At 69.9% G+C, this 18,418-nt stretch carries 14 protein-coding genes; 6 read left to right on the top strand and 8 right to left on the bottom strand.

Going from position 1 to position 18,418, the window contains the following annotated elements; all coding sequences use genetic code 11:
- Nucleotides 1–35 precede the first annotated feature (35 nt).
- Nucleotides 36–1,106, bottom strand: a complete 1,071-nt coding sequence (locus IEY89_RS04985) for an ATP-dependent DNA ligase (RefSeq protein ID WP_189146008.1) — start codon at nucleotides 1,104–1,106, stop codon at nucleotides 36–38.
- A gap of 74 nt (nucleotides 1,107–1,180) precedes the next feature.
- Between IEY89_RS04985 and ligD the strand changes: the two genes are divergently transcribed.
- Together ligD and IEY89_RS04975 are read left to right on the top strand one after the other, a co-directional pair.
- Nucleotides 1,181–2,191, top strand: a complete 1,011-nt coding sequence (gene ligD / locus IEY89_RS04980) for a non-homologous end-joining DNA ligase (RefSeq protein WP_189146007.1) — start codon at nucleotides 1,181–1,183, stop codon at nucleotides 2,189–2,191.
- 183 nt (nucleotides 2,192–2,374) lie between these two features.
- Nucleotides 2,375–3,754: a cytochrome P450 gene (locus tag IEY89_RS04975; protein WP_189146006.1), complete on the top strand. Its 1,380-nt coding sequence runs from the start codon at nucleotides 2,375–2,377 to the stop codon at nucleotides 3,752–3,754.
- 40 nt (nucleotides 3,755–3,794) lie between these two features.
- Here IEY89_RS04975 and IEY89_RS04970 read toward each other — a convergent pair whose 3' ends face one another.
- Together IEY89_RS04970 and IEY89_RS04965 are read right to left on the bottom strand one after the other, a co-directional pair.
- The gene (locus tag IEY89_RS04970) at nucleotides 3,795–5,951 is read right to left on the bottom strand and encodes an OmpL47-type beta-barrel domain-containing protein (RefSeq protein WP_189146108.1); all 2,157 of its coding nucleotides are present in this window, start codon (nucleotides 5,949–5,951) and stop codon (nucleotides 3,795–3,797) included.
- A 47-nt stretch (nucleotides 5,952–5,998) separates the two neighbouring features.
- Nucleotides 5,999–8,530, bottom strand: a complete 2,532-nt coding sequence (locus tag IEY89_RS04965) for a ThuA domain-containing protein (protein WP_229695052.1) — start codon at nucleotides 8,528–8,530, stop codon at nucleotides 5,999–6,001.
- A 194-nt stretch (nucleotides 8,531–8,724) separates the two neighbouring features.
- Between IEY89_RS04965 and IEY89_RS04960 the strand changes: the two genes are divergently transcribed.
- Both IEY89_RS04960 and IEY89_RS04955 read left to right on the top strand, forming a co-directional pair.
- Nucleotides 8,725–9,717, top strand: a complete 993-nt coding sequence (locus IEY89_RS04960; protein ID WP_189146004.1) for a multicopper oxidase domain-containing protein — start codon at nucleotides 8,725–8,727, stop codon at nucleotides 9,715–9,717.
- A gap of 76 nt (nucleotides 9,718–9,793) precedes the next feature.
- Nucleotides 9,794–10,828, top strand: a complete 1,035-nt coding sequence (locus IEY89_RS04955; RefSeq protein ID WP_189146003.1) for a LacI family DNA-binding transcriptional regulator — start codon at nucleotides 9,794–9,796, stop codon at nucleotides 10,826–10,828.
- Nucleotides 10,829–10,930: 102 nt separating this feature from the next.
- On the opposite strand, the gene IEY89_RS04950 is transcribed toward IEY89_RS04955, so the two are convergent.
- Nucleotides 10,931–11,722 (bottom strand): VOC family protein, encoded by a 792-nt coding sequence (locus IEY89_RS04950; protein ID WP_189146107.1) that lies wholly within the window; start codon nucleotides 11,720–11,722, stop codon nucleotides 10,931–10,933.
- Between the two features lie 417 nt (nucleotides 11,723–12,139).
- Between IEY89_RS04950 and IEY89_RS04945 the strand changes: the two genes are divergently transcribed.
- Entirely contained in the window at nucleotides 12,140–12,403 is a 264-nt protein-coding gene (locus IEY89_RS04945; RefSeq protein ID WP_189146002.1) for a WhiB family transcriptional regulator, read from the top strand.
- A 314-nt stretch (nucleotides 12,404–12,717) separates the two neighbouring features.
- Here the strand turns inward: IEY89_RS04945 and IEY89_RS04940 are convergent, their stop codons facing one another.
- The 4 genes from IEY89_RS04940 to ssgD form a co-directional block, all read right to left on the bottom strand.
- Nucleotides 12,718–13,695 carry an acyl-ACP desaturase gene (locus IEY89_RS04940; RefSeq protein ID WP_189146001.1) on the bottom strand — a complete coding sequence of 326 codons (978 nt, stop codon included), beginning with the start codon at nucleotides 13,693–13,695 and terminating at the stop codon, nucleotides 12,718–12,720.
- A gap of 200 nt (nucleotides 13,696–13,895) precedes the next feature.
- Nucleotides 13,896–14,672 (bottom strand): dimethylargininase, encoded by a 777-nt coding sequence (gene ddaH / locus IEY89_RS04935; RefSeq protein WP_189146000.1) that lies wholly within the window; start codon nucleotides 14,670–14,672, stop codon nucleotides 13,896–13,898.
- A 104-nt stretch (nucleotides 14,673–14,776) separates the two neighbouring features.
- Nucleotides 14,777–16,393 carry an ABC-F family ATP-binding cassette domain-containing protein gene (locus IEY89_RS04930; protein ID WP_189145999.1) on the bottom strand — a complete coding sequence of 539 codons (1,617 nt, stop codon included), beginning with the start codon at nucleotides 16,391–16,393 and terminating at the stop codon, nucleotides 14,777–14,779.
- 280 nt (nucleotides 16,394–16,673) lie between these two features.
- On the bottom strand, nucleotides 16,674–17,090 hold the full coding sequence (gene ssgD, locus IEY89_RS04925) for a spore wall synthesis regulator SsgD (protein WP_189145998.1): 417 nt from the start codon (nucleotides 17,088–17,090) through the stop codon (nucleotides 16,674–16,676).
- Between the two features lie 204 nt (nucleotides 17,091–17,294).
- On the opposite strand from ssgD, the gene IEY89_RS04920 reads away from it, so the two are divergent.
- Nucleotides 17,295–18,362, top strand: coding sequence for a WD40/YVTN/BNR-like repeat-containing protein (locus tag IEY89_RS04920; protein ID WP_189145997.1), 1,068 nt, complete (start codon nucleotides 17,295–17,297; stop codon nucleotides 18,360–18,362).
- Nucleotides 18,363–18,418 lie beyond the last annotated feature (56 nt).

Here is an 18,418-nt window from a genome sequence, read left to right as displayed (position 1 = left end):
GAACGGCCCACAGAAGAGGTGCCGAGAGGGTGACCTCAGCCCTTGGGGCCGAGAATCTCCGCGAGGTCGTACCCCACAGGCTCGTCCAGCTGGTCGTACGTGCAGCTGTCGGCCGTACGGTCCGGGCGCCAGCGGCGGAAACGGGCGGTGTGCCGGAAGCGCACCCCGTTCTCCATGTGGTCGTACGCCACCTCGGCCACCAGCTCGGGTCGCAACGGAATCCATGAGAAGTCCTTCTTCGCCGACCACCGGCTCGGCGCCCCCGGCAGCCGCGCCGCCTCGTGCGCCGTCTCGTCCGTCCAGGCGGCCCACGGATGCTCGCCCACGTCCGCGAGCCGCAGCGGCTCCAGTTCCTCGACGAGCTCGGCGCGCCGTTTCATCGGGAACGCGGCGCTCACCCCCACATGCTGGAGGGTGCCCCGGGCGTCGTACAGCCCCAGCAGCAGTGAACCCACGATCGGTCCGCTCTTGTGCAGCCGGTATCCGGCCACCACGACATCCGCCGTCCGCTCGTGCTTGACCTTGAACATGACTCTCTCGTCCTGCCGGTAGCGCAGGGCGAGCGGCTTGGCGATGACACCGTCGAGGCCCGCCCCCTCGTACTGCTCGAACCACCGCTGCGCCACCTCGGCGTCGGTGGTCGCGGGCGCCACATGAACAGGCGGGGTTACGCCGGACAACGCCATGGTGAGCAGTGCGCGCCGCTCGGTCATCGGGACGTCGAGGAGCGATTCGTCGCCCAGTGCCAGCAGGTCGAACGCGACGAACGAGGCCGGGTTACGCTCGGCCAGCGTCCGCACCCGGGACTCGGCGGGGTGGATGCGCTCGGTGAGCGCGTCGAAGTCGAGACGCCCGCCGAGCGCGATCACGATCTCGCCGTCCACCACGCAACGCTCGGGCAGCCGCTCCCGCAAGGCCGCCACCAGCTCGGGAAAATACCTGTTCAGCGACTTGGTGGTGCGGCTGGTGACCTCGACGTCGGCGCCGTCGCGGAACGCGATGGCCCGGAAGCCGTCCCACTTGGCCTCGTACTGCATACCCGGGGGGATCTTCGCCACGGACTTGGCGAGCATCGGCTTCACGGGAGGCATGACCGGCAGATCCATGCTCCGATTCTGCGCGCCCTCGACCGTGATCGCCCGGTATGCGAGCTTGGTGCGGTAGGCCTACCGTGGCTCGCATGGGCGAAGCAGTGGAGCTGGAAGCGTTCGGCCGGACAGTACGGCTGTCCAGCCCGGACAAGGTGTTCTTTCCGGAGCGTGGCTTCACCAAGCTCGACCTCGCCCAGTACTACCTCGCCGTCGGCCCCGGCATCCTGCGGGCACTGCGCGACCGGCCCACCACCCTGGAGCGTTGTCCGGACGGGGTGACCGGCGAGAACTTCTTCCAGAAGCGGGCGCCCAAGAACATGCCCGACTGGATCCCGACCGCCCACATCACCTTCCCCAGCGGTCGCAGCGCCGACGAGATGTGTCCGACCGAGGTCGCCGCCGTGCTGTGGGCCGCGCAGTTCGGCACGCTCACCTTCCATCCCTGGCCGGTGCGCCGCGCCGACGTCGACCACCCCGACGAACTGCGCATCGACCTCGACCCGCAGCCCGGCACGGACTACGACGACGCGGTGCGCGCGGCGCACGAACTGCGCGCCGTGCTCGACGAGTTCGGCGGTCTGCGCGGCTGGCCCAAGACCTCCGGCGGCCGAGGGCTGCATGTCTTCGTGCCGATCGAACCGAGGTGGACGTTCACCCAGGTGCGGCGGGCTGCGATCGCCGTCGGGCGGGAGCTGGAACGGCGCATGCCGGAGCAGGTGACCACGAAGTGGTGGAAGGAGGAACGCGGGGAGCGGATCTTCGTCGACTACAACCAGACCGCACGAGACCGCACCATCGCGTCCGCCTACTCCGTACGGCCCCACGCGCACGCTCCGGTCTCGGCGCCGCTGAAGTGGGAGGAGGTCGGCGACGCGCACCCCCGTGACTTCGACCTCGCGACCATGCCAGGCCGATTCGCCCAACTCGGCGACGTCCACGCGGACATGGACGACCACGCCTTCTCTCTCGACGCCCTGCTCGAACTCGCCACCCGCGACGAACACGAGCACGGACTCGGTGACCTGCCGTATCCCCCGGAGTACCCGAAGATGCCGGGCGAGCCCAGGCGCGTACAGCCAAGTCGCGCCCGCAAGGCCTGACTTCGCCAACTCGGCACGTACACAAGGGATCAGAGGACACGTCAGGGGCGCACGGGGCGGGAGTCGAGCCGCTCGGGTGCAACGGGCGCTGTCTCCGGGCGCCTTCCTCGGCGGCGGTCGGACCTGCGACCGTACGGGCTCTGCCCGGCACACGTCCGAGTTCGACCCTGGGGGAAGCGCACCATGAATCCGGCCTCGACGGTCCCCACCAGTCCGCCGGCCGCCCCCGGCGCCCTCCCGGTGGCCGGGCATCTGTGGCAGATCCTGCGCGACCCGCTGCTCTTCTTCGAGCGTCGGCACACGGGCCCCGCGGCCCGTTCCGGAGTCGTCGTCGTGCGCGTCGGGCCGAGGCCCGTCCACCTCGTGACCCGGCCGGATCTCGTACGGCACCTGCTCGCCGACCCGGGGACCTTCGAGCAGGGCGGCATCTACATCGAGGGTGTACGGGCGCTTGCCGGAAACAGCGTCGCCAGTTGCCCCGCCGCCGACCACCGGGTGCAGCGGCCGATCCTTCAACCCGCCTTCCAGCAGCGGCGGATCGCCGACTACTCCCGTGTGACGGAGGCGTGCGCGGACGCGCTGGCACGGTCCTGGCACAACGGGCAGCGGCTGGAGATGGTCCATGGCATGCACCGGCTGGCCGCCGAGGTCGTCACCCGCACCCTGTTCTCCGGGCCGGGGACCGTGCAGGCCGGGCAGGACATCCAGCGGCTGTTCCCGCAGCTGCTCGTCGGGCTGTACCGCAGGATGCTGCTCCCCGTCGGCTGGGCGCACCGGATGCCGCTGCCCGCCAACATCGGCTTCCGCTCGGCCCTGAACGGCATCAACCGGATCATCGACAGGGAGATCCGGACGTACCGCAGCGGCGGGCGCGACCGGGGTGACCTGCTCTCCGCGATGATGCACGCCACGGACCCGCGCACCGGCGCCACCCTCACCGACGTTGAACTGACGGAACAGGTCGTCGGCATGCTGCTGGCCGCCGTCGAGACCACGGGGAGTGTGGCGGCCTGGCTTCTGCACTGCCTCGCCATTCACCCCAAGGTGGAGGAGGCCGTACTCGGCGAGTTGCGTATCGCGGTCGGCGACCGGCCGCTGCGCGCCGGGGACCTCGCCAACCTCCCCCTGTTCAAGCGGGTGTTCGCCGAAGTGCTCCGCCTGTACCCGCCCTTCTGGCTGCTCAGCCGCGTCACCACCGGTCCCGCGGAACTCGGCGGCCACCGGATTCCCGGAGGCGCGGACATCGCCTTCAGCCTGTACTGCCTGCACCGCGCCCCGCAGGCGTTCCCCTTCCCGCACCGTTTCGACCCGGACCGCTGGCTCCCCGACCGGGTCACCGACGCCCAGCGGGAGGCACATTTCCCGTTCGGCGCCGGCACCCGTCAGTGCATCGGCGAGGTGTACGGCCGTACGGCGATCCCGCTCGTCGTCGCGACCCTGCTGCGGCACTGGCGACTCCGGCACGCCACCGGACGGGAGGTGACCCCGCTGGTCAAGGGGACCATGAGACCCAGCCCCATGAGCATGACGGTGACGCGCCGGGCCGCTGCCTACGCCCCCTGAACCGCCTTTGCCGACATGTCGGTCGGGGGCATCGGCCGCCTCACAGTTCCTTGATCCGGATGTCCCGGTACGAGACCACATCGGTAGTGCCGTGCACCTGGAGGCCGATGTACCCGGACGCGAACCGCCGCCCGTCCGTGCCCGGATCGTCCGAGCGCGGCGGGGTGAAGTCCTGGCCGCCGGTGTTGTCGAACTCGTTGATCAGGACGCCGTTCCGGTACACCGAGTAGTGCTGGTCGACCACCCTGATCTCGTAGTCGTTCCAGGTGCCCTTCTGGGTGACACCTGCCCCGGCGAGTCCCACCCGGTCGAAGCCGTAGACCGAGCCCGTCTTGTACATGTCGCCGTCGGGCCGGTCGAACACCTGCACCTCGTGCCCGAACTTGATGGCTGCCCACTCCGGCCTGGCCTCCTCCGGATGACCGTGGACCCACGGGAACCGCACGAACACACCGGAGTTGGCGTTTCCCGTGCCCGGCGCGTCGTCCCGCCACTGGAGCTTGAGTGAGAAGTCGGCGTACTTCCGCTCCGGGAACCACAGCATGCCGAGCCCCGCGACCGCGGTGCCGCTGGTGATCGACCCGTCGCCGTTCGGCGCGAACGAACCGCCGCCCACCTGTTGCCACTTGGCGAAGGACGCGGGCGTACCGTCGAGAATCGTGCGGTAGCCCTCGGTCTGACCCGGCCTGCCGATGCCGGAGGCGCGGGCCGCCTCCTCGATCGCCGCGTCCTCGCGCTCGTCGACGGCGCCGTCCTTGACGAGCCGGTCGAGAACGGTCCGTACGTGCTTGAGGAACAGGGCTTGGGATGTCCACTCCCGCTCGTCCTCGATCAACTCGCCTATCCGGCACCGATTGTTGGTGACCCGGTTGGACACCCCCGAGTCGGCCGTACCGACGATCACTGTCAACCGCTCGTCGTACTCCGGGCAGTTGGGCGCGGGAACCCCGCCGCCGGCCACGACGGTGAGGCTCACCGAGCGTGCGTCGCTGGTGTTGCCCGCCTTGTCGCTCGCCCGGTACGCCACGGTGTGCGCGCCCGCCCGGTCGACCACCACCGGTGTGGTGTACGCCAGATAGGGGCCGCCGTCGAGCGAGTACTCGACCGTGGCGACACCCGACCCGCCGTGGTCCGTCGCACTGACGGTCACCTTGGCACTGTTGACGTAGGCGCCGTTCGCGTTCCGGATGCCCTCGACGGTCACCCCCGTCACGGGCGGGGTGGTGTCCTCGGCGGGCTGGGCGACGACGCTGAAGGCGACGGTCTTCTCGGCGGAGACGTTGCCCGCCTTGTCGGTTGCCCGGTAGCGGACACTGTGGCTGCCGACCTGATGCACCATCACCGGCCCGCTGTACAGCTGCCAACTCCCGCTGTTGACCGCGTACTCGACCGTGTTGACCCCGGACCCGGTGTCCGAGGCGGAGACGGTGACCGTCGCCATGTCGAGATACGCCCCGTCCGCGTTCCGCTCGCCGCTCACCGTCGCCGACGTCTCCGGCGGCGCCGTGTCGTCCGTCGGCGGTGCCACCACCGTGAACGTGACGCTCTTCTCGGCGGCGGCGTTGCCCGCCTTGTCGAACGCCCGGTAGCGCACCGTATGGCTTCCGACCCGGTCGATCACGACCGGCGCGGTGTACGGCTGCCAGGCGCCGTCGGTGCCGATCGCGTACTCGACCCGGTCCACGCCCGAGCCCTCGTCGCTCGCGCCGATCGCCACACTCGCCGAACCGACGTACTGGCTCTGCGAGTTCTGCGCACCGGTGACATTCGCCGAGGTCTCCGGCGCGGTCGTGTCGCCGCTGCCGCCCTCCGTCACCACGAGGATGCCCTGCATCTGGCCGTGGCCAGGGATCGTGCAGTAGTAGCGGTAACGGCCGGGGGCGAGCGTGACCTCGGCGGTGTGCCGGCCGCCCTGGTCGTCGTTCGGGTTGGCGAGGATGTTGAGCGGTACGTCGTTGTTGTACTCCGGGTCGGAGACGTCGAACGTCAACGTGTGGGGCATACCCATGGTGTTGCCGGTCGCCGCACTGTTCTCGAAGACGATCGTCGTGGCGCCCGCCACCGCCGTGGCCGGTACGGACGCGTACTTGGTGATGTCGTCGTCCGCCGTCCAGGTGAGGACCTGAGCTGCGGCCGGTCCGGCGGCGGGTTCGGTGCCGGAGCGAGCCCCTGCCACCGATGTCAGTCCGAGGACCATGAACAGGGACGCCAGCAGGGCCGTCCAGAGAGCCTTGCGTCCGCGCACTACTCCGCTCCCCTCACGAGGTCGCCGACCGCGGGCGTGGGGCCGCCGCCGGTGTAGGTGACCCGCCACAGCGCCGACCTGGCGTCCGAGGTGAAGAAGCCCCGGCCGTAGTCGAGGACGTACAGCGAGCCGTCGGGGCCGAACTTCCAGTCCATGAGGTTCTTGATGCCGTCGTTCCCGATCGGCACGATCTTCTTCAACGACTCCGAGTGGACGGGCAGTCCGCCGTCTCCCTGGGTCTTCGGGTCGGTGACGACCGCGTTGCGCGGCTGGTCGGCGTCGTAGAAGTCGCCCACGAACCACTTGCCGTCCCAGTAGGCCGGCCACTTGGTCGTGCTCGCGCTCGCCGCGTCGTAGCGGTACACCGGACCGTTCATCGCGGCCTGACCGCCGCCCTTCAGCCACGGCAGCAGATATGTGCTCTCCGCCTGCTTGTAGGACGGAATGCCGTTCGCGTCGCGCGGGAAGTCGGGGGCGCCGCCCTGGGGCGAGTACCAGATGTTGTTGCCGGTGACGGGCGGCAGATTGACCAGACCGTCGTTGTTCGGCGACTCGTTCTTCGGGTGGTCGCAGTCGTACCAGCCCAGCGGCTTCGCCGGATCGGGCAGATTGCGGTCCCGATAGGGCTGCTTGTTGCCCATGCAGTACGGCCAACCCCGGTTGCCCGCCCGGGTGATGGCGGCGAACGTGTCGTACTTCGCCGGACCCCAGGTCGTCGAGGGCGCACTCGCGTCCGGTCCGACCCAGCCCGCGTACAGGGTGTCGGTCGCCTTGTCGACGGAGATGCGGGCCGGGTTCCTGACTCCCATCACATAGATCTCGCCGCGCGTCTTTCCGCCGCCCTCGTCGGTCTCCCGGCCCGTGAAGAGGTTGCCGGCGGGGAGCGTGTACGTGCCGTCGGCCTCCGGATGGATGCGCAGGATCTTGCCGTTGAGGTTGTTGGTGTTGCCCGCGGTGCGCCGGGCGTCGGCGAACGACACGCCCTTGTAGGCGGGTTGGGGGTTGTTGCCGGAGTAACCGTCGCTGAACTGGGAGGAGTTGTTGTCACCGGTGGCGATGTACAGGTTGCCCTTGGAGTCCCAGGCCATCCCGCCGCCGGAGTGACAGCAACTGTGGATCTGTACCGGCCACTTGAGCAGCACCTTCTCGCTGTTCAGATCGAGCCGGTTGGTGGCCAGGTCGAGCGTGAAGCGGGAGACGTACCGCTCGGCCATCCTGGTGTCGCGGTTGATCCGTGCGTGGGGCGTGTAGTGGAGGTACACCCAGCCGTTGCGCTCGAAGGACGGATCGAGCTCGATGCCGAGCAACCCCTCCTCGACCTTGAGCAGTTCGTCCCCGCCGCCCTTGTTGCCGAAGACGGTCAACTCGCCCGCCAGAGCGACCTTCCCGGTCCTCGGATCGTAGACGTGGATCTGGCCCTTGCCCTTGCCGATGTTCGGGTTGTTCCAGTCGGTGACCACCGGCTGGGAGGAGTCGGCGCCGCCACGGCCGATGTAGAACACCCGCCCGTCGGGTGCGGTCACCAGCCCGTGCGGCTCACCGATCTGGTCGTTCTGCCCCGGCTGGTTGGGCTGCGTCAGCCGCTCCGCCTTGTAACCGGCGTTGATGGTGGCCTTGCAGTCGGCCTGTGCCAGCCGGGTCGTCCACAGCAGTGCCCCGCGCAGATGAGTGCGGAAGTCCGTCTCGTCGTAGGACGACACCGTGCCGCCCATGCCGGTGTAGAAGGACCGTCCGCCGTCGTAGTCACGGCACCAACTCACCGGGTGGTCCCAGCCGTTGGCGCTTGAGCCGGGCTGGTAGGTCGACTCGCGCACCCGGGCCACGGTGTGCACCTCACCGGAGGGGTTCTTCACCCAGTTGAGCCACCGGTCCGGCCGCTTCCACTGTGCCGGCAGGTCCTTGGTGGCCGGATGCCGCCGGTCACCGACCTCAACGGTCGCCCGCTGTACGGCCGTTGGGCTGGTGCCTGCCGGTCGGGCGCCCAACAGGCCGGTGAACCAGTCGGAGTACGGTTCCGCCCGGGCCGCATCATGGACACCGACGAAGCCGCCGCCGGCCTCCATGTACGTCTCCAGCCCGGCCTCCTGGTCCGGGTCGAGGACGTCACCGCCCCCGGTCAGGAAGACGACGGCGTTGAAGGTCCCGAGCCGGGGCCCGTCCGTGAACACGGCGGCGTCGTCCGTCGCCTCGACCTCGAAGCGCTGTTCCACCGGGCCGGACAGTCCGATCCGCTCGATCGCCTCGATCCCGGCGTTGACAACCGGTGACTCGTCACCGGATGCCGCAGAACCGTGGAAGACCAGGACGCGTACACCGCTGCCGCCGGGCGGCGACTTGACGGACATCGTTGTCACCGACGGATCGGGGGCTTGCCGCGCGCTCGCGGCAGGCCCTGACAGCAGCCCGGCGGTGACGACTCCGGCGATGACGGTGGCCGCCCAGGCCCGTCGCCGTCCGCTCCCGCCGCTGCCTCTGTTTCTCGCGCTCAACTCCCGTAAACACCTGGACTCCTGATGCGATGTGAACCGCATGTGGTCACCCACCCCTCCTCGGTCACAGCAAACGCAGAGGAAGCTAGACCTCTTTCGGTGACTCGCCAAGGGGTATGACCGGGATGACACGAACTTTGTCCTGAGTGTGGATAAACGGGTCCCGTGCCGCTACCGTCTCACCGGTTCCCTTCGTTCCCGTTGCGCATCTTCCGTACCAGGGTGGGGAGTTCGGCATGGACAGGCGTGACTTCAATCGGCGGGTGCTGCTGGGTGGCGCGGCCGTCGCGACATCGTTGTCGGTCACTTCCGAAGCGGGCGGCGCCACCGTCGCATCCGCCGCACTCGCCAGGACGGCCCCGGCCGGCGGCGAGGTACGACACCTCCAGCTGTACGTCGAGCGGCTCGCCGACGGGCAGATGGGCTACGGCTTCACGAAGGGCGCGGCGTCGGTTCCCGGGCCCCTGATCGAGCTGAACGAGGGCGACACGGCACACATCACCCTGGAGAACACCACGGACGTGGCAGTGAGCCTGCACGTCCACGGCCTGGACTACGAGATCTCCAGCGACGGCACGAAACTGAGCCGCAGCGACGTCGAACCCGGCGGCACGCGCACCTACACCTGGCGCACGCACGCCCCGGGCCGCCGCGCGGACGGTACCTGGCGGGCGGGCAGCGCCGGCTACTGGCACTACCACGACCATGTCGTCGGCACCGAACACGGTACCGGCGGCATCCGCAAGGGCCTCTACGGCCCGGTGATCGTCCGGCGCAAGGGCGACATCCTCCCGGACACCACCTACACGATCGTCTTCAACGACATGACGATCAACAACCGGCCCGGCCATCAGAGCCCCGACTTCGAGGCCACCGTGGGGGATCGCGTCGAGTTCGTCATGATCACGCACGGCGAGTACTACCACACCTTCCATATGCACGGTCACCGCTGGGCGGACAACCGCACCGGCCTGCTCACCGGCCCCGACGACCCGAGTCAGGTCGTCGACAACAAGATCGTGGGACCGGCGGACTCCTTCGGCTTCCAGGTGATCGCGGGGGAGGGGGTCGGGGCGGGCGCGTGGATGTACCACTGCCATGTGCAGAGCCACTCGGACATGGGGATGGCGGGTCTGTTCCTGGTGCGGAAGACGGACGGGACGATTCCCGGCTACGAGTCGCACGGCGCGAGAGCGGCGGGGGAGGCGCAGGGGGCGCACGAGCACTGACGGGTTCGGAGAGCGCTCTCATCCGGTGCCGGGCCGGGACTATCCTGATCGGCAACCGCCGATGAGGAGCCCCGAAGTGACCGAGACCGCGTCGCGTCCCACCCTGGAGGCCGTGGCCGCGCGGGCAGGCGTCTCCCGGGCGACCGCGTCACGCGTCGTGAACGGCGGGGACGGTGTGCGCGAACCGCTCGTCGAACGGGTCAGGCAGGCCGTCGAGGAACTCGGTTACGTGCCCAACCAGGCGGCCCGCTCCCTGGTGACCAGACGGCACGACGCCATCGCCGTCGTCATCGCCGAGCCCGAGACCCGGGTCTTCGCCGACCCCTTCTTCGGTCTTCAACTCCGGGGCATCAGCAAAGAGTTGACCGCCCACGACTCCCAACTCGTGCTGCTGCTCACCGAAGGGCGCGACGACCACTCCCGGGTCGGCAGATATCTCGCCGGCGGGCATGTCGACGGCGCCCTCGTCTTCTCCCTGCACCTCGACGACCCGCTGCCCGACCTGGTCCGGCGCGCGGGCGTGCCCACCGTGTTCGGCGGCAGGCCCGGCTGGGGCGACGGCAACCGCGACGCCGTGTACGTCGACAGCGACAACCGGGGCGGTGCCCGGGCGGCCGTACGCCACCTTGTCGCCCTGGGGCGGACGCGGATCGCGCACATCACGGGCCCCCTCGACCAGACCTCGGCGGCGGACCGGCTCGACGGGTTCCGGGACGTCATGCCCGCCACCGACCCGCGGCTGATCGCCGAGAGCGACTTCACCCCGGCCGGCGGAGAACACGCGATGCGGGAACTCCTGGAGCGGTGCCCGGACCTGGACGCCGTGTTCGCCGCCAACGACCTCACCGCCTCGGGCGCCCTGCGCGTCCTGCGTGAACGCGGACGGCGCGTACCCGAGGACGTCGCCGTCGTCGGCTTCGACGACATGCTGCCGGTCGCCGAACAGACCGAGCCGCCACTCACCACCGTCCGCCAGGACATCGAGGAGATGGGCAGGCTGATGGCCCGCCTGCTGCTGAGCGACCTCGACCCCTCGGCCAGGCGCGGCCCGGCGGGCGCGCCGTCCGGCCTGGTCCTGCCGACGACGCTGGTACGCCGCGCCTCGGCGTAGCTCTCGCGGGGTAAGCGGTTCGTTTCGCCGCGGGCCGGTGGGGGCTGGTCGCGCAGTTCCCCACGCCCCTTCGGGGGGCGCCTCGCCTATGGTCCTCTCTCCCTACATCTGAGCCGGTGCGCTCTTGATCACCGCGAAATGTGCCCCGTAGGGGTCGGTGAGCCGTGCGATGCGGCCGACGCCCTCCACGTCCGTGGCCGGCATCAGGACCTGGCCCCCGTGTTCCTGGGCCGCGGCGACGGTCGAGTCGGTGTCGGTGACCTCGAAGTACGGCAGCCAGTACGGAGTGGTCTCGGTGCCCGTGGGGTCGTCGTTCACGTCGACGACTCCACCGAACATCCCGTCGTCCCCGCCACCCGCCGGGTTCACACATGTGTACGAGCCGCCCGGGAACGACACCGCCGAGGTCTCCAGGCCCAGCACCGCGCCGTAGAACGCGGCGACCTTGGGAACGTCCGTCGTGTAGAGCTCCACCCAGCACAGGGAGCCGGTCTCGCCGGCGATGTCGAAGCCCTTGATCCGGCCGGGCTGCCAGAGGCCGAAGACGGCGCCGGCGGTGTCGGTGAGGATGGCCATCCGGCCCGCGTCCATGACATCCATGGGCGGCGCCGGCGTGCCGCCGCCGGCCCGCTCGCCGGCCTTTACGGTGGCGTCGATGTCCGAAGTCTGGAAGAACACCGACCAGGACGGCGGACCCTGGTCCTCGGTGGACTGCATGCCACCCGCGACGGTCCGCCCGCCCAACTGGAAGAAGCCGTATCCGCCGGCTTCGGGGCCCGCCGACCGGAAGTCCCAGCCGAAGAGAGCCCGGTAGAAGGCGGTGGCGCCCTCGATGTCGGGGGTGCCGAGGTCGATCCAGTTCGGAGCACCGGTCACGAAACGGGTGGTGAGCATCATTGCCCTCCTCTGTGGGCCCCGCCTCTGCGAGGGACCCGTTGCCTGTTCTGCCGAGTCTTGCACCGCCCACTGACAATCGCTGCCGGAGAGCTTCCGCGGACCCGGGCGCAGGCAGCACTCACCCTGGGTGAGGAAGAAGCAGCGCCTTGTTCCCAGACGCTCGCGCGCCGCCGTGCGCTCGCTCATCAGCCGGGAGCATCATCGGGCGAACCGGCGAACCGGCGAACCGGCGAACCGGCGAACCGGCGAACCGGCGAACCGGCGAACCGGCGAACCGGCGAACCGGCGAACCGGCGAACCGGCGAACCGGCGAACCGGCGAACCGCCCGGGCCGTTCGCCGGGCAGCGGGCCCGGAAGTCGCCGTTGATCGGACGTTGAGCGAACGTTTTTCACCGCCGGGCACGCTCTCGTGCATGCACTACGAGACGATCACCCCGATGGACAGCGCCTGGCAGGCGCAGGCCCTGTGCGCGGAGACCGGGGCCGACTTCTTCTTTCCCGAGCCGGGCAGTTCGGTGCGCGAGGCGAAGCGCATCTGCGGGATGTGCGAGATGCGCCCCGCCTGCCTGGACTACGCACTCAGCAACGACGAACGGTTCGGCGTCTGGGGCGGCCTCTCCGAGAAGGAGCGGCTCAACCTCCGGCGCACCTCACACACCTCGCGTACCTCTCACTGACCTCTCGGACGGTATTCCCGAACGCCGGCCGGTACCGAGCGGGCGCCATCGCCCCGCCTCGAACAGCTGGCCGCGCCCACCCGCCGGTCGCCCCGCCCGTGCTGCCGGCCGGGGTCCATGGCCTGGCCGCCCATGGGGGCCAGGCCGAAGGGCGTCTCGCGGTCGCCGTCACCGGAGCGCCGGGGCAGCCGGACGGACTGGCCGTGCCCTGGCGCGAGGAGCCGAGAACACTGCGCCGCCACCCCGTGGCCGACGTGCGGGACGCGGCTCTGGACGAGGTGACGGCGTACGAGGCAACGGTGTCGTGGGGTGGGTCAGCCGGCGGCGCGGGCCGCCATGCGGGCCTTGCGGGCCGCGAGCTTCTCGTCGAACTTGGCGGCCTCGGAGTCCAGGCCGCTCATGTACATACCCAGTTCCTCCTGGGCGTGGAGACCCTCGGGGCCGAGGTCGCCCATCTCCATGACCTTCAGGTGGCGCAGGACGGGCTGGAGCACGTCGTCGTGGTGGATGCGCATGTTGTAGACCTCGCCGATCGCCATCTGCGCGGCGGCCCGCTCGAAGCCGGGCATGCCGTGACCGGGCATGCGGAAGTTGACGATCACATCCCGGACCGCCTGCATGGTCAGGTCGGGCGCGAGTTCGAACGCGGCCTTGAGCAGGTTCCGGTAGAAGACCATGTGCAGGTTCTCGTCGGTCGCGATGCGGGCCAGCATGCGGTCGCAGACCGGGTCGCCGGACTGGTGGCCGGTGTTGCGGTGCGAGACGCGGGTGGCCAGCTCCTGGAAGGCGACGTACGCCACCGAGTGCAGCATCGAGTGCCGGTTGTCCGACTCGAAGCCCTCGGCCATGTGCTGCATACGGAACGCTTCGAGCTTGTCCGGGTCGACCGCGCGGGAGGCGAGCAGGTAGTCGCGCATCACGATGCCGTGCCGGCCCTCCTCCGCCGTCCAGCGGTGCACCCAGGTGCCCCAGGCGCCGTCGCGGCCGAACAGGCTGGCGATCTCGTGGTGGTAGCTGGGGAGGTTGTCCTCGGTGAGGAGGTTGACGACCAGGGCGATCCGGCCGAGCTCGGTGACCTTGGACTGCTCCTTGCCCCAGGCCTCGCCGTCCTCGAAGATGCCGGGGAAGTTGCGGGCGTCGCTCCACGGCACGTACTCGTGCGGCATCCAGTCCTTGGCCACCTTCAGATGACGGTTGAGTTCCGTCTCGACCACTTCTTCCAGGGCGTACAGCAGTCGAGCGTCGGTCCACTCGCTGGACGGGCTGCCGAGGTGCGGAGAAGTGATCGTCATGAATGCTCCAGGATGACGTTGCGAGCGGGTGAGCGGACTGCCTTCAGTCAACCTACGGCATCGTAGGCTACGTTCCCGTAGGTTACGCCGCCGTAAGTTAAGGGCGTGGTAAAGATCGCTGATCAGCGAGTTTGTCGCCGGGATCCGGTACGGCTCCGGACTCGCAGGTCCAGGGCCGGACGAGTACCCCGATCGGCCGGCTAGATGTACAGCTCCCGCAGCCGGACCGAGAGGCATGTCACACAGCCTTCGAGCTTCTCGAACTCGCTGATGTCCACGATCACCGGCTCGTGCCCGAGATCGGCGAGCAGTTCGGCCGTCTTCGGCGCGCTCGCCGCCATCAGCAGCTTTCCGCCGTCCAGCAGCACCACGTGCGCCCCGGACTCCTCCGGCACCGGCAGGAAACGCGGGAAGAGGGACGGGGTGTCCACCAGTGGTGCGTACCCGATGACGGTCCCGTCCGGCAGCGCGGTGACCGCCGACTTCAGATGCAGCACCTTGCTCACCGGCACGGCGACGACCCGGGCGCCGAGCGGTTCGAACACGGCCTTGAGCTGCTGCACGCCGGCGGCGTTGGTCCGACCGCCCCGCCCGACGTAGATGGTGTCACCGACCTTGAGGACGTCACCGCCCTCCAGGGTGCCCGGCTCCCAGACCCAGTTCACCGAACAGCCGAGGCGGGCCACCGCCTCCTCGACGCCGCCGGTCTCACCGCGCCGGGAGTCGGCGCCGGGCCGCGCGATCAGCGCGACGTTCCGGTAGACGACCACCGCGTCCTCGACGAACACCGAGTCCGGGCAGTCGTCCGCCGGATCCACCTCGACGGTTTCCCAGCCGTGCGTGCGCAGCGCCTCCGCGTACACCTCCCACTGCCGGCCGGCGAGGTCGGCGTCGATCTCCTCGCGCTCGATGTGCGTGACGAGGCCCTCGGACAGGCGCGGGCTGGGGCGGCGTATGAGGGCCTTCTTGCTGGGCACGAGGGAGCTCCGTATCGGAAGGGGGTGTCCGCGCACATCATGCAGGGTGGAACTGGCGGACAAAAGCCCCGGAGGCCGGGCCGGGGCCCGGACCCGGCTGCCGATCACCCCGCTTCGTCCGGGTCGATCTCCCTCAACTCCCCGTCCAGCAGCAGCCATCGGGTGATCCCGATCGACTCCAGGAACGGCAGGTCGTGGCTGGCGACGATCAGTGCTCCCTCGTACGAGTCCAGAGCCGTCGTGAGCTGTCGCGCGCTCGCCATGTCCAGGTTGTTGGTCGGCTCGTCCAGCAACAGGAGCTGGGGCGCGGGCTCCGCCAGCATCAGGGCGGCCAGGGCGGCGCGGAACCGCTCGCCGCCCGACAGGGTCGCCGCCCGCTGGTCGGCGCGGGCACCCCGGAACAGGAAGCGGGCCAGCCGGGCGCGGACCCGGTTGTTGGTGGCGCCCGGCGCGAACCTGGCAACGTTCTCCGCGACGGTCAGCTCGTCGTCGAGGACGTCGAGCCGCTGTGGCAGGAAGCGCAGCGGTACGTGCGTCCTCGTCTCCCCGGAGACCGGGGCCAGTTCACCGGCGATCGTCCGCAACAGGGTCGTCTTGCCCGCCCCGTTGCGCCCGACCAGCGCGATGCGCTCGGGCCCGCGCAGATCCAAGGAGCCCGCGCTCGCTCCGTACGCCAGCTCCAGGTCCAGGAGCGTGAGAACGGTACGCCCGGGCGGTACGGCCGTGTACGGCAGGTCGACGCGGATCTCGTCGTCGTCCCGGACGGCGTCCACCGCCTCGTCGAGCCGTTCCTTGGCTCCGGCGAGCCGCTCCTCGTGCATGATGCGGTGCTTGCCCGCCGACTCCTGGGCGGACCGTTTGCGCGCCCCCATGACGATCTTCGGCTCGCGCTTCTGCTCGAACATCTTCTGCCCGTACTTCTTGCGGCGGGCCAACTTGACCTGGGCGTCGGACAGTTCGCGCTTCTGCTTCTTCAGGTCGGCCTCGGCCACGCGCACCATGCGCTCGGCCGCCTCCTGTTCGGTGGCGAGTGCCTCCTGGTACGCCGAGAAGTTGCCGCCGTACCAGGTGACCTCGCCGGAGCGCAGGTCGGCGATCTGGTCGACCAGGTCCAGGAGTTCACGGTCGTGGCTGACCACGATCATCACGCCGGGCCAGGAGGAGACAGCCGCGTACAGCCGTCGGCGTGCGTGCAGGTCCAGGTTGTTGGTCGGCTCGTCCAGCAGGAGAACGTCCGGGCGGTCCAGCAGCAGCGCGGCCAGCCGCAGGAGGACCGCCTCCCCGCCCGAGACCTCGCCGACCGTGCGGTCCAAGTCGATGTGACCCAGGCCGAGTTCGCCGAGCGTGACAAGGGCGCGTTCCTCTACGTCCCAGTCGTCGCCGATCGTCTCGAAGTGCTCCTCGGCCACGTCACCCGCCTCGATGGCGTGCAGCGCGGCCCGCTGGGCGGAGATGCCGAGGACCTCCTCGACGCGCAGCGCGGTGTCGAGGGTGACGGTCTGCGGGAGGTGGCCGACGTCGCCCGCGACGCGGACGGTGCCGTCGGTGGGCCGCAGTTGCCCGGCGATGAGCTTCAACAGGGTTGATTTCCCTGACCCGTTGACGCCGACGAGCCCCGTGCGGCCGGGGCCCATGGTGACGTCGAGACCGTCGAAGACGGGGGTGCCGTCGGGCCAGGCGAAGGAGAGGGAGGTGACGGCGACGGATGTGGTGGCTGACATGTGGCCTCGCGGTTGCGTGAGTCGGTCGGGGCAAACGCGTGTCGAGACACCGGCGGGCGGCGAAAGAGTCCTGATGGCACGAGGAAGGTCCTGCTCCGGAGGGAGGCACGGACGGCTCGAACACCGAGGTCGCACGCTACGCACACACACCACTGGAGGGTGTGGGGCGCGGTGTCTCAGGACCTCAGTAGAGCAACGTCCTTCTCCAATTCGACGGCAACAGGACCGCTGCAAGCGTAGGAAGAGGCGTTTCAGGCTGTCAAAGCAATAAACGGGTCTGTCACAGGGCGTCGCGCATCAGCTCCGCGAGGTCGCGGTCCAGGTCGGTCTGGAGATGCTCCAGGCCGACGGGGACCAGCTCGGTGGTGGCCGCCAGGAAGCGCCGCAGCTCGCCGGAGCGGACATGCACGACCGCGGTCCCTTCCGGGGCGTGGAACTCCAGCACCGTACGGTCGTAGCCGTACGGCCGCACTCGTACGTCGCCGTGGCCCTGCGGGTCCCGCATGCCGTCGGTGAGGAGTTCGCGGGAGAAGGTCCAGCACACCTCCACGCCCTCCAGCGTGGCCGGTGCGGGGAAGGTCATCCGGACCGCGAACGGGTCGCTCCGGTCGTAGGTGAGCGTTGCGGGAATGCTCGTCATCCGCGGTGCGGCGGCGACGAGACGGGCCTCTACGAGCTGCTCGATGACGGTGAACAACGCCTTGCTCCCTTGTGACGGTTGGCCGGACTCCGGGATGGAACGGTCCGCACACTGAGAGAGACGCTGGAATGAGCCAATCAGTGCACCTGATTTTCGAGTGACCTCTGTCACCGAGTTCATTCACTGCTACCTTCGCCCGCCATGAGGATCTTGGGGACGCAGCGACAGAACAGGTGTACGGGTCGGACGAGGCGAACGGTGATGGCGGGCGCGTACGTGGCGGCGCTCGCCGCTGTCGCCGCCGGACTGGCCGCACCCGCGCAGGCGCACGAACGGACGGGCGCCGGGCACCGTGCGCCGCACTGGGCGCCGAAGGACAGCGGCACCACCGACGTCCGCTTCCGCGGGCTGTCCGCCGTCAGCCGGGGTACCGCCTGGCTCGCCGGCACCCAGGGCACCGTCCTGCGCACCACCGACGGCGGAACGAGCTGGCGAAACGTCTCTCCGCCGGGTGCGGCAGAGCTCCAGTTCCGGGACATCGAGGCGTTCGACGCGCGACGCGCCGTGGTCCTGGCCATCGGCGAGGGAGAGGCCTCCCGCGTCTACCGCACCGACGACGGCGGGGTGAGCTGGACCGAGTCCTTCCGCAACACCGATCCCAGGGCCTTCTACGACTGCCTCACCTTCTTCGACCCCCGACACGGCCTCGCCATGAGCGACCCGGTGGACGGGAAGTTCCGCATCCTCTCCACCAGCGACGGCGGACGTTCCTGGACGGTGCTGCCCAGCGCCGGCATGCCGGCCGCGCTGGAGGGTGAGGCGGGCTTCGCGGCGAGCGGACAGTGCCTGGTGAGTGCGGGGCCGCGTGACGTGTGGCTGGCCACGGGCGGGGGTGCACGCGCGCGTGTGCTGCACTCCGCCGACCGCGGGCTCACCTGGACGGCCACCGACACACCGATACCGGCGGGCGACCCTGCCCGCGGCGTCTTCGCGCTCGCCTTCCGCGACCGTAAGCACGGACTGGCCGTCGGCGGCGACTACCGCGCCGACCAGGCCTCCCCGCGCGCGGGGGCGATCACCGCGAACGGCGGTCGCACCTGGGCGACGGCTGCCGCGTCCCCACCCGCCTACCGCTCCGGCGTCGCCTGGCTCCCGTACAGCCGCACGGCGGCGCTCGCGGTCGGCCCGACCGGCACCGACCTCACCACGGACGCGGGGCGCACCTGGAGGACCGTCGACACGGGCTCGTACGACACCGTGGACTGCACGCCCGACCTGGGGTGCTGGGCGGCCGGTGAGAAGGGGCGCGTGGCACGGCTCGAATCCTGAGCCAGTGGGTACCCGTTCACCGAAACGGCACGAGAGGCACGAGAGGGCAGCACGAG

It is taken from the genome of Streptomyces lacrimifluminis, from assembly GCF_014646095.1.
Taxonomy (GTDB): domain Bacteria; phylum Actinomycetota; class Actinomycetes; order Streptomycetales; family Streptomycetaceae; genus Streptomyces; species Streptomyces lacrimifluminis.
This window is presented reverse-complemented; position numbering and strand designations above follow the sequence as displayed.

Excerpts from the sequence above, each read along its gene's own strand:
- IEY89_RS04985 (WP_189146008.1), bottom strand. The coding sequence starts at position 1,106 with ATGGATCTGCCGGTCATGCCTCCCGTGAAGCCGATGCTCGCCAAGTCC.
- ligD (WP_189146007.1), top strand. The coding sequence starts at position 1,181 with ATGGGCGAAGCAGTGGAGCTGGAAGCGTTCGGCCGGACAGTACGGCTG.
- IEY89_RS04975 (WP_189146006.1), top strand. The coding sequence starts at position 2,375 with ATGAATCCGGCCTCGACGGTCCCCACCAGTCCGCCGGCCGCCCCCGGC.
- IEY89_RS04970 (WP_189146108.1), bottom strand. The coding sequence starts at position 5,951 with ATGGTCCTCGGACTGACATCGGTGGCAGGGGCTCGCTCCGGCACCGAA.
- IEY89_RS04965 (WP_229695052.1), bottom strand. The coding sequence starts at position 8,530 with ATGCGGTTCACATCGCATCAGGAGTCCAGGTGTTTACGGGAGTTGAGC.
- IEY89_RS04960 (WP_189146004.1), top strand. The coding sequence starts at position 8,725 with ATGGACAGGCGTGACTTCAATCGGCGGGTGCTGCTGGGTGGCGCGGCC.
- IEY89_RS04950 (WP_189146107.1), bottom strand. The coding sequence starts at position 11,722 with ATGCTCACCACCCGTTTCGTGACCGGTGCTCCGAACTGGATCGACCTC.
- IEY89_RS04945 (WP_189146002.1), top strand. The coding sequence starts at position 12,140 with ATGCACTACGAGACGATCACCCCGATGGACAGCGCCTGGCAGGCGCAG.
- IEY89_RS04940 (WP_189146001.1), bottom strand. The coding sequence starts at position 13,695 with ATGACGATCACTTCTCCGCACCTCGGCAGCCCGTCCAGCGAGTGGACC.
- IEY89_RS04930 (WP_189145999.1), bottom strand. The coding sequence starts at position 16,393 with ATGTCAGCCACCACATCCGTCGCCGTCACCTCCCTCTCCTTCGCCTGG.
- IEY89_RS04920 (WP_189145997.1), top strand. The coding sequence starts at position 17,295 with ATGGCGGGCGCGTACGTGGCGGCGCTCGCCGCTGTCGCCGCCGGACTG.